Here is a 15546-nt window from a genome sequence, read left to right as displayed (position 1 = left end):
GCACCTATATTAACATGAAGACCGCATTTCAACAAATGCGGTCTTTTCTTTTTCATATACCCTACAACCAATATCCCACATATTACTATTCCTTTTTCAGAGACAAATACCAACTCATTTTTTCCTCACTCCGCAAAAGCGCACGCTGTCTAAATATCGTAACAAAATCGCCAATTCTCGAAATAGAGAGAGAATTCTCGATTCAAAAACTACACAAATAACTAATAATCAAATACTTAATACAATGGCATCAATAATGCAAACTGCCTAACATATCTACTATAAAACAAAATGTTATGCAAAACTTAAAAATCATCACCAATACAGCAACCAATTTTTTCAGGGACCTGAATTTAGGTAGGGGAATAAACAAATTAACAGTCGAACGCCCGGCTAATTTTAGGCCAGTCAGGATCAATCTGTTCAGCATTTACCTGTACGCCATAGAACTGCTTTACACTTTTTACAAATAATAATCTATTAAACATTTTAACATTAAAACCATGAAAAATTCAATCAAAACTATTGCTATTGTATTAGGATTATCAGCATGCGCTATAAGCGCAAAAGCACAAAACAGCGCGGCCCCGCAAGGTGTTGTGTACAGCATAGGCCAGGAAGGCGGCATTGGTGTCGGGGGCTTTAAAAATACCTATAAATGGTCAACCGGCACATCTTTACAGGCAGATATTCCTGTAGCCCACCAGGTATATGTTACGGTTAATGCCGGATATACCAACGTGTTTGGCAAAAACAATATTAACGGTACCGGCTTTGATGCCACAAACATTCACTTGTTACCCGCCATGGCTGGTATAAAATACTTTCCGGTAAGCAGTTTTTATGTACAAGCCGATGCAGGTGCCGGCTTCCTTTTAAACAAACACGAAACTGGTTTTGAAAAATCAACAGTGTTTTTGTACACACCACAGGTTGGCTGGCAGTTTCATCTTGCAGGGCAAAGTTATATTGACGCGGGTGTGAGGTACGAGCGTACAACCAAATTTGATAACCTGGTTGATAATAGTAAACTTAACTTTATTGGCTTAAGAGTGGCTTATGCTTTAGCCGTGAAATAATTTACAACATCATCTAACAGGAGAGGGACACACTTACGATGCCCCTTTCCTGTTAGATGATATTACATTAAAATCTGAAATTAAACGCGATGTAAGGATACCATCCCTCATCTGAGTGAGCGGCCAAAACCTGTAGCACCGTTAAGCTGGCCGGCGCAAAATAAAGACCGCCGCCTATACCCTGGTGAATTTTATCTGAATGCTCATCGCTTACCCAAACGCGGCCTACATCATAAAAACCGCTAAGGCCCAGCTGGCCGGGCAAAATATATCCGGGAATATTAGCCAGCTTTACCCTACCCTGCAGGTTATTATAAATCATGTGTTGGCCGGCAAAACGGTTCTTTAAAAAGCCTAACAAGTTACCCTGCCCGCCTAAAAACATTGATTGGTAAAACGCTGGGCTACCCAGACTTACACCGCCACCAATCCTATCAGAAAAAACCACTTTTGAGCTGGTATCTATTCTTAAGTAGTAGGTAAACTCGGTTTTAATTTGAGCATATGAACGTGAATAAGTATTAAGACCTTTATAACCCGTTACATTCAAATCAAAATAAAAGCCCTTTGAAGGGAATAGATCACTATTCCTTTTATTACTTACATAATGGGCTATCAACCCTAAATGGGCTTTACTTTGGTTAGTAGTCAAACTATCATATGAATTAATAAGCGAAGTTTGCTTAATAAAACGGCCAACATTGTCATTAATATCCATGCGATAATACTGAAATGAAGGACCAAAACTAAACGTACTACCTTTACCTGTATGCCAGCGCAACGCTGGATCAAAGTTATAGGTATCAAACCTTGCCCGGTAAAATTTATGGAAATCGCCGGTTTTATCAAGCACAGTTTCGTTACCGCGACCAAAAAAGTTCATGGTATTATCCGGGGCCTCTACCAGGGTATGAATGGTGATATCTGCCTTTCCGATGGCTTCAATCCACTCCGCATCGTAATTAATACGGAATGCTTCGGTACCAAATGAGTGGGTTAACATCAATTGTTGTACTGTTGAATATGGCCTTTTTCTGAAACCATCGTAACCGGTATACTTAAACCCAAGGCCCAATAAAAAACCGTCATCGGCATTAATGGCACCGTTAGCCAAAGGCATCCATTTATTGTAAAGGTTGGTAGGCTGAAAAATGCTGTTTGCCGTATCGCGCGATAGATGCTTGCTCAGGCTATTCACATCGCCTGTAAAACTGGTGCTATCCTTAGGGCCATAAACCCGTACTTTATTAACTGATTGCTTTACCGTAAAAGCTTTGGCATCAGTACTATCAACAATGCGTAGTTTTATGGGCGATGTGCCATTATCAATGATTACCTTATCGTTACCGGCGGCAGTATATAAGCGAATTTCTTTGGTGATATCGGGCTTGTAGGTCATATCCATAAATACGCCTTTGGTTTGCCCGTTTTTATTTAGCTTCTCTATCAGGATGCGTAAACCTTTATCCGGGGTGCCGGTTATGGTAAATTGTTCATCCTTATCCGTGGCGTGCAGATCAACTATCCGGTTGATGAAGTAATAATACTCAGACATGGCGGCCGGGATTTTATCCCTCCGTTTTTTTAATTTGGCTAATAGTTCGGCGCCGCGAAATTCGTAGTTTTCCTTCGGTAACCTTCTCAATCCGGCTTCTAACACTTCATCTGTTTCGGCTTTGACAAAATCGTTGGCAGCCTTCATCCAGTCTTCATAACTTATTTGGGCATCCGGAAACGCCTTCATAAAGCGGGTTTTAAATATAGACCATTTTATACTGGGGATATCGCCTTCAAAATTTTCAAGTAAGGGATCAAGCCATGGTAAAGAAGCTATTGAGGGCAATATCCCCTCGGTAACGTGAAACACCTGGTCCCGATCACGCGGAACGGCCACATACATACGGGCTTTACCATCTTTGGTTACCGCCCAACGCCATTGATCTTCATGGCGGTCCCAATCGCCCATCAATAAGTCAAGCATCCGGGCACGCAAAAAAAGCATACCGTCTTCGCGGTTGTCGTAGCTTTTAATCAGCTCGCGCTCCATTTTAAGGGTGTTATCAGATTCGCCTATGGGTTCGCGCTCTTCCAACAGGCATACCAGGTTGGTAAACTTTTTGCTAAACTGGCCCAAAGCCGGGTCGGCAGCTACTACCCCAATAATCGGATTCGCATGTGGTACCCGCGCGGCCTCTGCCAATGGGGGCACTATTAAAGCCGAATAAGGATGCTGACCGCTAAACTCATCGCCTATCCAATCAATAGCGAATGTTCCGCGCAGGGTTTCGGGCAATAGCTTATCCGGAATTTTCTCCACGCTGCGTAAGACCCATTCTTTACCGCTTTTGTCCTGCAAGCGTAACGACTTGGATTCCATGCCGCCCCCCTCTTTTACGGGAGTTAAGCCGCCATGAATTTCTGATAATTTAATAACCGGCAACTTTACCGGCATGGCCCACTCTTTACGGTAATTTTCGCCAAACAGTGCGCGGTGAATTTCGCTTACGTCATTATATGACTCATGCACTTTAACCAGTACGCTATCCTGCTTTACAACGCTTTGCGCATTTGCCAAACCGCCATTACAAAGCAATAACAATAACGGAGTAAATTTTTTAATCATGGTAGGTAGATGTGTTGTCGGAATTTAAAGTATCTGAACTTTGTAAACCAACGCCTTAATATTTAACAGGCGGCATGGATCTTTTTATCACAGGCACCGCGGGGGCCTTGTGAAAAACAGAGGCTATAATAAATGCCACCACTGCTATGATAAGCCCGAACATGAATATACTGTAAGCAAGCCTTAGCAAGCGGTATTTTTTACCAAGCACAGATCCCTGCCCGTAAACATCCCGGATAAGTGTTTGATAAAGAAACTCGGTATCGCCCATAACCAGGCCCATGCCTCTTGCATATTCATCCAAACTCATTTTATAAAAGTTGCCAAAAAACAACAGGTTAACATTTTTCTGTTCCAGGTTGGCTTCGGTAAACGTTCCGTTGGGGATGGCCGGCCTGGTAGCCAGGATAGATACCACAATTGATCCCACACAAACAGAAAGTAAAATCACTGTTGGTATAATTAAAAAACTGTCTTCGGTAAGCTTTCTGAGCAGTAAGCTAATGATGGCCGATAGTATTATTGAATTTACAGTGATCAGGATATGCGCTTTTTTATCGGCCATATCACTCAGGCGCTGGTTATTTGATGAAGTAATCCTGAACATGGTTTCGATGCCTTTTTCAGGGCGCTCCGCCTGCTTTTCAGATTCTTTTTCTTTGGAATGTTTTTTACTCATGAACCGGCTGGTATTAATTGTGTTGGGTTTGTATTTAAAAATTTAAGCGTTGATAAGTATAAACATGATTGTTACCAATATAATCTATAAAACATCAAAAGCCACATTTAATTAATGAATATGGCAAACGCAAAGCCTGTACCAGTTTAATAAAAATTTGATTTTCAGATAAATAGGTAAATCTTATTAAAAATCAAAAAACGTTATATCGTTAATTGATCAACTTTTAACGAAATATGATAAATGCGGTATAAATTTACAAGGATTATAGCTGAATATAAAGGCGAATAGCTATAAATGTGATTTTGCCAATTAATGATAGACCACTCCAATAACTATCGCCTGATATTTTTGCAATACTTATTATTTAAAACGTCCCCTACATTTGCTCTCATTTAAGCTGTTTATTAAACGGCGCGCCGCTTTTAATTTGCTTTGTATTATTATTGAGCTAAATTGTGATTGATTTATAAACCAACTTAGTTTAAACCCGTATCGCTATAATACCCATGCTCAAAAAGAGGTTGCTTTTTTTAGTTGTGCTCGCGCTTATACCATTAACTTTTACTTTAACACAATGCTTTAACGGCACTCCACCAGACCCACGTGGCGAGGTATATGCAGGATCGGCAAGCTGTATAAAATGCCATAGTAACGAGTATAATTCCTACGTCCACACGGCGCATTTTAAAACCTCCCGACTGGCATCCTCACAAACCATTAGCGGCAGTTTTGCCAAAGGTTTAAACACCTTAGATTATGGTTACGGCCTTAAAGTAGCGATGGAAAAGCACGGCGACAGCCTTTACCAGGTGGCCTATCAAAATGGCAAACAAACCGAAGCCGCTCCCTTTGATATTTCCATAGGCGGCGTTAAAGCCGAAACCTACTTATACTGGAAGGCGAAACAGTTATATGAATTACCGGTATCCTATTTTAGCGCTATTCATAGCTGGGCAAACAGCCCTGGATATATTCCTGATCGTGTTAACTTTAACCGGCCCATTTTAAGAAAATGCCTGGAATGCCATACTTCCTATATAGGCGAATTGCCGCCCGACAGTAAAGAATTAGGGTTTGAAAAGGCAAGCCTGATAACAGGTATTGATTGCGAACGCTGCCACGGCCCTGCGGCCAATCACGTAAACTTCCACACCGATAATCCGGATGAAAAGAAAGCAAAATATATAACTACCTATAAATCATTAACCCGCTCGCAAAAAATGGATGCCTGCGCGGTTTGCCATTCGGGCAATAAGATGGTGCCACAGCGCTCAACCTTTGATTTTCAGATGGGCGATACACTCAACAAATTCGTAGGCGGATCTTTTGAAAATTCATTTACCCCTCCTACGCTTGATGTGCATGGCAATCAAAATGCCTTACTGGCATCAAGCAAATGTTATATGATGAGCCAAATGGATTGCGGCACCTGCCATAACCCGCACGTTAACCAGGAACAAAGCATAACCATGTTTACGCAAAAGTGCCTTAACTGCCACAGCGAGGCTAAACACAATTTTTGTAAGCTTGCTCCAAAACTTGGTGAGGCTATAAAAAACAATTGTATTAACTGCCATATGCCAAACAAGGCATCGCACGTAATAAGTTTAACTGCTTTTAACAGCAAAATGAATCCACCATATGAAGTGCGTACGCATCATATCGCTATTTATCCCGAAGAGACTGAAAAGATAATGGCTTTTATAAAAGGGAAAGCAGAAAAATAACGCAGGTATGCGTTTACGGTCAATAAGTGATGTTGTAATGTAACCTAACGCTATATTAACATAGTATTACACTATTGTTAAAACTTTTACTCCTATTTTTTGTCCCCTATTTAAAACCTTTTTGTTTAAATAGGATATGGCTCAACAAAACTTCCACGCAGAAAAAACTGTTCAAAAAGAACTCACTTATATTCAAAAGGTATGGCAAACGGTTGCCGTTGTAGCACTGTTAGTTGTGGTGATCCTGATAGCGCGTGTAGCCTTTAACGTTTTGTTGATGGTGCTGGCCGGTATATTGGTATCTGTTTATTTCCATGGCCTGGGCGATATCATCCAACGGAAAACAAACTGGCGCAGGCGAATTTGTATGATCATATCTGTAGGAGGCACTTTTATAATACTGGCGGCTTTGTTTTATTTGATGGGCGCCACCATATCCAAACAAATAGGTGTATTAAGCGATACCCTGCCGCATACCATCAATACAGCCAAACAAAAGTTATCTGAAACCCCGATTGGTCAAAAAATTCTTGATTATCTATCTGATGATAATTCGGATACGCTGATGACTACCGCCAAATCGTTTTTCAATACCAGCTTTGGCGTATTGGGCGATATTTATATCATCCTGTTCCTGGCTATATTTTTTACCAGCAATCCTAATTTATATAAAGACGGCATGATTAAACTGGTGCCCGAAAGTCGTAAACCGCTTGCCCACCAGGTTATCGACCGGATAAGCCACGCGCTAAAAGGTTGGTTAAAAGGTATGATGCTGTCCATGGTGCTGGTGTTTATATTACTATCAATAGGTTTAGGCACAATGAGCATCCCGGTAGCACTGGTACTTGCCTTGCTAACCGGTCTGTTAAAAATTATCCCAAACTTTGGCTCGTTAGCGGCTATGATTCCGGGAGTGTTGCTCGCTTTAACCATAAGCACCAATACAGCCATTATTGTTGCCTTAATATACATTGTAACACAAACCGTAGTAAGCAATATTGTAACGCCCATTATTCAAAACAAAATGATAAACCTGCCCCCTGCCCTAACCATATTGGCGCAGGTACTTATGGGTACGTTATCGGGAGTGTTGGGCATTATCCTGGCGGTGCCGTTATTGGCTATCGTGATCATTTTGGTAGATGAGCTGTACGTGAAAAAGATAAGCGATATTGACATCGTAATAGTACCCGAACGCGGTCAACCCTAAATAAAACCTTGCCAGCCGGACAAGATTAATGAACCAGTGAACTAATGATAATAAAAATCAAATTAACCGTTCGGAAACGGGACAGCCATTGTACGCACCTGTTACAACAAAAAATCCCAGGCAAATTGCCCGGGATTAACATCTTCACCCTGTGATGCTGAGTTATAAAATCTGCAGACTCTGAAAGTGGAAATGACGTAAACCAGCTTCTTCCACCCTGTCATCCTGAGGAACGAAGGATCTTCTTCGCCCTGTAAATCGCCCACTTTTCTAAGGAAGAAGATCCTTCACTTCGTTCAGGATGACAATTTTTTGTTTAAAAAGCTTTTAAACACCTAAATCCTTCATAATAGCATCAATTTTAGCTTCTAATTGCTTGTCGGTTTCAGCATAGGCCTCTTTACTGGCCAGTTTACCGTTTACACTGCAATAAAACTTGATCTTAGGTTCGGTACCTGATGGTCGGGCCGAAATGATGCTGCCATCCTCGGTAATAAACTGCAATACATCAGATGTTGGCAATTCAATAGCTTTGGTGGTGTTGGTGTTCAAATCGGTTTCAACCCTAAACTCGTAATCCTTTAAGGTTACCACTTTTGAACCACCCAGTGTAGCCGGCGGATTTTTCCTGAAGGTTTCCATCATCGCCTTAATTTCTTCGGCACCGGTTTTACCTTTTTTAGTGATTGATATCAGTTTTTCTTTATAGAAACCATATTGTACATAAGTATCTAACAGGGCTTCAAACAAGCTGCTGCCTTTGTCTTTGTAATAAGCGGTCATTTCGGCAATAAACGCGCTTGATACTACTGCATCTTTATCACGTACCAGTTCGCCTATTAAATAACCGTAACTTTCTTCGCCGCCACCAATAAAGGTTTGTTTACCTTCAAAATGGGTCATCAGTTCGCCAATATATTTAAAGCCGGTTAAGGTATTATAACAGGTAACATTTTTTGCCGCGGCAATGGTATCAATAAGGTTGGATGTTACAATGGTTTTAACAATGTATTCCTTACCGGTAAGTTTGCCTTTATCTTCCCACGCGCTTAGCAGGTAGTTGATGAGCATACAACCGGTTTGGTTTCCGTTTAACAGGATAAACTCGTTATCAGTGTTTTTAACGGCGATACCCACACGGTCGGCATCCGGGTCTGTAGCCAAAACCAGGTCGGCATCAGTTTCCTGTGCTTTTTTAAGAGCCAGGGTTAAAGCTTCTTTTTCTTCGGGGTTTGGATATATTACGGTTGGGAAATTACCATCTGGTGTGGTTTGCTCATCAACCAGTATCACGTTTTCAAAACCGAAACGTTCCAAAGCCTGTGGCACCAAAGTGATACCTGTACCATGTATTGGCGAGAAAACAATTTTCAGATCTTTTTGACGCTGAATAGCCTCTGGCGAAATAGACAGTTTAGCGATGCCGGCTAAGTAAAGCTCGTCAACCTCCTCACCTATTTCCTCAATATTAGCATCAACACGGTTAAATTTAATTTCGTCGATGCTGGCTATTTTGGCTACCTCGTCCATAACGGCTTTATCATGAGGCGATACAAACTGACCGCCATCGGCACCATAAGCTTTATAGCCGTTATACTCTTTAGGATTGTGCGATGCCGTAAGCATTACCCCGCTCTTGCAACCAAAATGGCGTACCGCGAAAGAAAGCTCTGGCGTTGGGCGCAAAGCTTTAAAAAAGTAAACGTGAATATCATTGGCCGAAAATACTTCGGCGGTAATGTTTGAAAACAAATCGGCATTGTTACGGCTATCATGCGCTATAGCGACTTTTACCTTTTCGCCGGGATAAGTTTTTTTAAGATAGTTGGCAAGTCCCTGTGTCGCGGCACCTATGGTGTATTTATTGATACGGTTTGAACCCGGCCCCATTGTGCCACGTAAACCACCGGTACCAAATTCAAGATCGCGGTAAAATGAATCGGTTAACTCGGTATACGCCTTGGCGTCAAGCAATGCCTGAATTTCCTTTTTTACATCGGCATCGTAATTGCCTTCGAGCCAGGTATTTACTTTTTGAAGAATGGATGGGTCTAACTCCTGCATTGGTATAATATTTAAAAGATGATCTGGTAAACGGTTATGCAACAAATATGAAAATAAAATGTGTTTAATTGTGTGCAGAAAAGAACAATATAGTGTGAAAAAATTTCACAGCACATTCAACTAATGTACAATTTTCTATAATTCAGACTGATGTATGACGGTGGTAGCGTGAAAATCCCGTTTAGAATCTCCATTCCTAATTAATGTCTGGTTTAAAACTGATACAAAGATCTTCATCGCAAGTATGTATCAGGGGAGTCGTTAACACACTCTTGTAGAGACGCATATTTGCGTCTCCCGCATGCAAATCCAACAGGCTTAAGATCGGTTTTTGTATCAAGCACCTTTATATTTGCTATGTACGCATATCAGCCTCGCAGATTCGCTCTGTTTAGTTTGGAGATTGCTTCGTACCTCGCAATGACGGATTATACATATATTCAAACAATCTCTCAATCAATCACAATATTTTCCAGGTATTTGTATCCGCTTCCAGTGTTAATCATCAGCACCTTTTCGCCGGGCTTTATCCATTGGCTGGCTTTGAGTTTTTTGAAGGCCTGCCACAGGGCCGCGCCTTCGGGCGCTATCAACATACCTTCATTTCGGGCTATTTCCTTTACGGCAAGCCCCATTAATTCATCGCTAATGGTAAGCGCGGTTCCGCGGCTTTCGGTTATCACTTTCAGGATCTGTTTATCAGCGTAGGGTTTGGGTACACGCAAGCCGTTGGCAATGGTAAAGCCACCATCGGCAAACTCAGATACAGGCAAACCGGCGTTAAAGGCGGTTACAATGCCGTTGCAACTTTCAGATTGTACGGCCACCATGCGCGGGCGTTTGCTGCCTATCCACCCTAATTGTTCCAACTCATTAAAAGCCTTCCACATACCAATTAAACCGGTGCCACCGCCTGTTGGGTAAAGGATCACGTCGGGCAGCTGCCAGCTAAACTGCTCGGCAATTTCGTAGCCCATCGTTTTTTTGCCTTCCAGCCGGTAAGGTTCTTTTAAGGTGGATACCTGGAACCAGCCATTGACTATGGCCTGCTCGTTTACCAGCCGACCGCAATCGCTGATGTTGCCATCTATCTCCACTAAACCGGCTCCATAAAGGCGGCATTCATCTTTAAATACTTTTGGGGTTTGCCTGGGCATGTATACAATAGCTTTGATGCCAGCCCTTGCCGCGTAAGCAGCCAAAGCGCCACCAGCGTTACCTGCCGTTGGCGTGGCAATAGTTTTAATACCCAATTCTTTTGTTTTTGATACGGCCGCACTTAGTCCCCTTGCTTTAAACGAGCCAGTTGGATTGCCCGATTCATCTTTCCAAACTACCTCATTATCCCCGGTAAATTGTTTCAAATTTTCAACCGGGATCATCGGTGTAAAACCTTCGCCAAGAGTAACAATATTTTTTTCGCTTAACACCGGCAAAAATTCGCGGTAGCGCCACATCGTTGCCGGGCGGTTTAATAACACCGATTTATCGGGAACAAAATTTAAGTTATAAGCGGCAAACAAGGTTGATTTGCAGCTTTCATTACTACAAACTGTATTTACCATGTGGGCAACATGCACCGTACCACATTCGGGGCAGGTTAAATTTAATAACAGGCTTCCTGTTTCTGTTTCAATATCACTAATCATTAATAACTATACGCTTGTACACATCAAACCGATGCCTTTACCCCTAAATTTATTTATTACTTAACCTCAAAAATATCGCCCTTGTTCCAGGTTGGCCGGGCATCATCCTGCGCTACCAGGTAACCTATTAAAAAGTTGAGCTGGGCATACTTTTTACCGGCGGCAAAATCAAAAATACCATTAATATCGTCCTGCGGTTTGTGGTAGTATTTGGCGCGCCATTTGGCTACAAAATCGTTCAGATTATTTTTACCGTCGGCCGTTTTGCTGCCGTATTTGATATGCAGGGCCGGTATGCCGTTAACTACAAAGCTATATTGATCGCTTCGGGTAAAACGGGCTTGTTTGGGTTCGGGATCTGGCTCAACACTCAAGTTAAGGTAACCCGCAGCCTCATCAACCTGGGTAGCCAGTGAAGAGTGCTCGGCACCCAAAGCGGTAACAGAAAGTAGTGGCGCTATAATGGTGGGCATATCGGTGTTAACATCGGCCACAATACTTTTAACCGGCACTGTTGGGTGCGATGTAAAATAACCCGAACCTAAATCGCCAAGTTCCTCGCCGGTTAGCAATACGGCAAGGATAGATCGCTTAGGTTTATGTTTAATGCCATTGTATATTTTGGCAATCCCTAACACACTTGCCACACCCGATGCATTATCATGCGCGCCGTTATACACAGAATCGCCCTCAACAGGTTTACCAATGCCCAGGTGATCTAAATGCGCGCTGTGTACTACATATTCGTTTTTCAGTTTTTTGTCCGATCCTTCAATTTTGCCTACAACGTTATAGCTAATCAAATCCTGGTAAGTTGAGGTATAAGCAATATCGGCGCTGCTGTTGATGGCGAATGAATTTGGCTCACCACCTTTTATTGCCGCCAGTACCGCCGCCATTGTTTTGCCCGATTGCTGTAGCAACGAATTAAACAAAGCGTAATTAAATAAACCCAACACTTTAACCTGTGCCGAATAATAAGTTCTGGAGATAGCTACCGAGCCATCTGTATTCTTGACACTGTAAGTCCCGCTTTTCGGACTATTTAAACGCGACGTAGAATCGACAGAGCAAATGATAACCCCAATCGCGCCATGATCTGCCGCGGCCTTTAATATGGTGGTTGCATTCATGGTATGTGCCGATACCGAAGAGGAGAATTTATCGGGCGCGCCGCGTGTAACCAGCACTATTTTGCCTTTTACATCCAAACCGGCATAATCATCATACCCTAACTCCGGCTCGCTGGCCCCGTAACCTGCAAATGCCAATTGGCCGCTCAGCTTAACATCGGGAAGATAAGGATTAGGCATAATCACGTAATCAACACCCGCTTTGAGTGACTGAGAATTACTGGTTATGGAAAGTGCTCCATTCTGAACAAAAGCCTTACGAAATTTTACCTGCTGTAACCAGGTGCCGTTTTCGCCGGCCGGCTTTACACCCAAGCCTTTTAGCCGGCCAACCACATAATCAACCGCCATTTGAAAACCTTCGGTACCAGGCGCCCTGCCTTTCAGCTTATCATCGGCCAGGTAAGCAATATCAGCCTTAAATTGCGCGGTATCAACTTTGCTTAGACCAGTTTCAACTTCGGCACTTAATTTCAATTGCTGGGCAACGCCACGGTAGGCGGATAACGATAGCACCAGGATCAATGAGATCTTAGCAGTTTGGGTCAGTTTCATAAGATTTAAAATAACAGGTAGAAAGGTATCAACAACGCGCCTAAACTACAAGTTGATACCAAGATTGTGACATTGGCTATTTTACAAAAAACAAAAAACGGTACTGTTAAGTTTACGGCGACTAATAATGCTGAAACACAAAACAACGGCATATCGTTAGCAAACAACGAGGAGGCCCTTATTTTATCATAACATTGCCTTTTAGAAAATAAACGATCCGGTTCGGCTAAAGCCAGCTTGTCTATCTATTCTATCCGCCCCATAAATGGGCCGGCAATGAATTTCCAGAGGGTTATGAAGTATACACTTCTAATTCATTGCCGTTTTTAGCTTTAGCCAACGGATGATAGAAATAATCATAAAGGGTGGCTTCAGCCAAAAATAGTGGTGTGCGTTGAAAATGACTTTCCGGTTGTGTTAAGATTAAACACGTTAATCAAATCACTTTAGCACCCTGGTCTGTTCTGAAATCTATAGTGATAACAACTCCGTTTTCGCCTTCAATTTTAAAACTTCCGCCAACTTGTTTACTAAGACCGGTCATGAGGTTAAAGCCCATCGAGCTATTCTTTTTGATGTCGAAGTCATCTGGGAGCCCGCCGCCGTTGTCACTTATCTTAAGCACATAAGCATGATCTGCAACCTGGTTTAAGGCAATAAAAATAGTTCCTTTTTGTGTATCGGTAAACCCGTATTTTATAGCATTGGTAATAGCTTCGTTTAAAATAAGTCCCAGTGGCACAGCTATATTTAACTCCAGTTCAACATCTTCAACATGTTTTTCAAACTGTACCTGGTTGCCCAAATCATAGCTATCGCGCAAATAACCTGTCAATTCATCAATATACTCAACCATATTAACAATGGTGAAACTATCGGTCTGGTAAAGCTTTTGATGAATAAGCGCTATAGAATGCATCCGGTGTTCGCTATCCCTGATAGCCAGCAGCGCATCTTCATTAGTTATAAACGTTGATTGGCGCTGCAACAAGGCCATCACAATTTGCAGGTTATTTTTTACCCTATGATGAATTTCCTTAATCAAATCTTCCTTTTCGGCCAACAGCTCATCTTTCTCATCTATCAGCAAACCAAGCGTATTGTTTTTAATGTCAATTTCCTTTGTTTTCTTTTGATTGATCCTGTAGCTATTGTAAAGTAAACCAAGGGTTAACAGGAGCAGTAAAGTGCCACATAATGTTAAATTACGCACCCTGTTGGCTTGTATTACCTTATCCTGCTGGTCGGCTCTGTCCTTTTGTAAAACCCTGATATCGTTTTCCTTTTTATCGGTTTCATACTTTATCTGCAATTCTTCAATCTGCTTGCTTTTGGTGATATTGAACATAGAATCATTTAAAGCTTTGTAATTACCAAAATGACGCATTGCATCTATATACCGACCAGAAGCCGAATCGACCTTGAAATATAAATACTGGAAATTTTTATTTACGCTTAAAGTAAGGTGCCCGCTCACGGTATCGTTAAGGTATTTCGCAGCGTCGGCATAGCGCTTTTGCTCCACATAAAACCGGCTGATATCATAAAAAGCAATTGCAGTAATTTCGGTGATGCTGATGCTGGTTTGATACAACCTAATCATTTTGAGGTAATTGCTTTCGGCTAAGGGATAATTTTTTAAAGCTTCATAACAATATGCTTTTGACTGATAAACAACGGCGCTGCCCAATGGCGTTACGGGTGCTCTTCGGCGTTCAAGCGCTGTTATTTCTTCAAGTGCCTCCTTGCTTTTGCCCAGCTTTATTAAACCCTGTACAATAAAAGCAACTGTTCTGTAAATATATTCTTCTTGCGTGTCTTTATTTTCCCGTATTGCTAAAGCTTTTTTGTACCAAAAAATGCTTTTTTCTGTCTGTCCCAAATCATCATAAATCTGCGCCAGCTCTCCGTAAAATTTATCATTCCAATAATTTTCATGATGTAGTTCCATACACCTGATGCATTCCAAACCATAGTATAAAGCCTTATTAAGGCTCCCTTTGTAACGGTAAGTTGCAGCCAGCAACCAATAAACCTGGTCTAATTCATCCACTTCGCTTGATGGGCGGTCGGGAAAATCGTGCAGGATATTTTTACAAGCTGCAATAGCTTCATCATACTTAGCATCTGAAAAAAATATCGCTGCCAGTTTATATCTAAGCTCAATCTCCCTATCAATGTAGTGATACCTTTTGGCTATTTCAATTGCTTTGAGATATGATTCCCGTTGCTCAACAGGGTAGCTGTGATATATATAGGTATCACCCAGGTAACTCCATGTTTTAACTTCTGACAAGGGATTATGATGGTTGTGGTAGTAATTAATTGCAATCATGTAATGCAATTTACCTTTAGCGGTATCATCAAGAGCCATATAGGCCTTACCAAGCAAAATTTCGTTTTCATTTTTACCGTAAGCACCGGTATCTAAATGGAGTTGCGTGCTTAAAGCGATAGCCTTTTGCAAATTAACAAGGGCGCTATCAAGATAATATGACTTACGTTCAAGGTAATTGCGTAATATGTAATAATTACCAAGCTTATTTAAAATGCGCAAGCGGCCAGTATCAGCCCGGCTTTGTTGAAGCGCGGTTTGCAGCGTTTTTAAATAAGCAGGACCTGTTGTTTGCCCGTAGCAGCAAAAGCAGCCAATAATTATAAAATAAACTGTAATTAAAAGCTTCTTCATTGTGTTTTTAGCGGTGAGCTTAAAGGTATGTAAACAGATCAACAAGCCATTAAGCCCGACACTTTACAAATCATATACCAATATAGCAAATGTAGCAACCATAAGCCTCCTCCGGTACGATAGCATGAAAAA

The 15546-nt window shown here is 41.7% G+C and carries 10 protein-coding genes; 4 read left to right on the top strand and 6 right to left on the bottom strand.

Annotated features, from left to right (window positions below):
• The first annotated feature begins 296 nt into the window (after positions 1-296).
• Together QWZ17_RS27080 and QWZ17_RS27075 are read left to right on the top strand one after the other, a co-directional pair.
• Positions 297-473: a hypothetical protein gene (locus QWZ17_RS27080; RefSeq protein WP_290308474.1), complete on the top strand. Its 177-nt coding sequence runs from the start codon at positions 297-299 to the stop codon at positions 471-473.
• A gap of 30 nt (positions 474-503) precedes the next feature.
• Positions 504-1079, top strand: a complete 576-nt coding sequence (locus QWZ17_RS27075; protein ID WP_290308473.1) for an outer membrane beta-barrel protein — start codon at positions 504-506, stop codon at positions 1077-1079.
• A gap of 67 nt (positions 1080-1146) precedes the next feature.
• Here the strand turns inward: QWZ17_RS27075 and QWZ17_RS27070 are convergent, their stop codons facing one another.
• Together QWZ17_RS27070 and QWZ17_RS27065 are read right to left on the bottom strand one after the other, a co-directional pair.
• On the bottom strand, positions 1147-3702 hold the full coding sequence (locus QWZ17_RS27070; protein ID WP_290308472.1) for a BamA/TamA family outer membrane protein: 2556 nt from the start codon (positions 3700-3702) through the stop codon (positions 1147-1149).
• Between the two features lie 55 nt (positions 3703-3757).
• Positions 3758-4381: a Pycsar system effector family protein gene (locus QWZ17_RS27065; RefSeq protein WP_353959535.1), complete on the bottom strand. Its 624-nt coding sequence runs from the start codon at positions 4379-4381 to the stop codon at positions 3758-3760.
• 509 nt (positions 4382-4890) lie between these two features.
• On the opposite strand from QWZ17_RS27065, the gene QWZ17_RS27060 reads away from it, so the two are divergent.
• Positions 4891-6111 (top strand): cytochrome c3 family protein, encoded by a 1221-nt coding sequence (locus QWZ17_RS27060; protein ID WP_290308471.1) that lies wholly within the window; start codon positions 4891-4893, stop codon positions 6109-6111.
• 136 nt (positions 6112-6247) lie between these two features.
• Complete coding sequence (locus tag QWZ17_RS27055) at positions 6248-7324, top strand: AI-2E family transporter (RefSeq protein WP_290308470.1); 1077 nt, start codon at positions 6248-6250, stop codon at positions 7322-7324.
• 327 nt (positions 7325-7651) lie between these two features.
• Here the strand turns inward: QWZ17_RS27055 and QWZ17_RS27050 are convergent, their stop codons facing one another.
• The 4 genes from QWZ17_RS27050 to QWZ17_RS27035 form a co-directional block, all read right to left on the bottom strand.
• Positions 7652-9388: a phospho-sugar mutase gene (locus QWZ17_RS27050; RefSeq protein ID WP_290308469.1), complete on the bottom strand. Its 1737-nt coding sequence runs from the start codon at positions 9386-9388 to the stop codon at positions 7652-7654.
• Positions 9389-9840: 452 nt separating this feature from the next.
• On the bottom strand, positions 9841-11037 hold the full coding sequence (locus tag QWZ17_RS27045) for a threonine synthase (RefSeq protein WP_290308468.1): 1197 nt from the start codon (positions 11035-11037) through the stop codon (positions 9841-9843).
• 56 nt (positions 11038-11093) lie between these two features.
• Positions 11094-12725, bottom strand: a complete 1632-nt coding sequence (locus tag QWZ17_RS27040) for a M28 family peptidase (RefSeq protein WP_290308467.1) — start codon at positions 12723-12725, stop codon at positions 11094-11096.
• 436 nt (positions 12726-13161) lie between these two features.
• Positions 13162-15414 carry a tetratricopeptide repeat-containing sensor histidine kinase gene (locus QWZ17_RS27035; protein WP_290308466.1) on the bottom strand — a complete coding sequence of 751 codons (2253 nt, stop codon included), beginning with the start codon at positions 15412-15414 and terminating at the stop codon, positions 13162-13164.
• Positions 15415-15546 lie beyond the last annotated feature (132 nt).

Source organism: Mucilaginibacter flavus (assembly GCF_030409315.1).
GTDB lineage: Bacteria > Bacteroidota > Bacteroidia > Sphingobacteriales > Sphingobacteriaceae > Mucilaginibacter > Mucilaginibacter flavus.
This window is presented reverse-complemented; position numbering and strand designations above follow the sequence as displayed.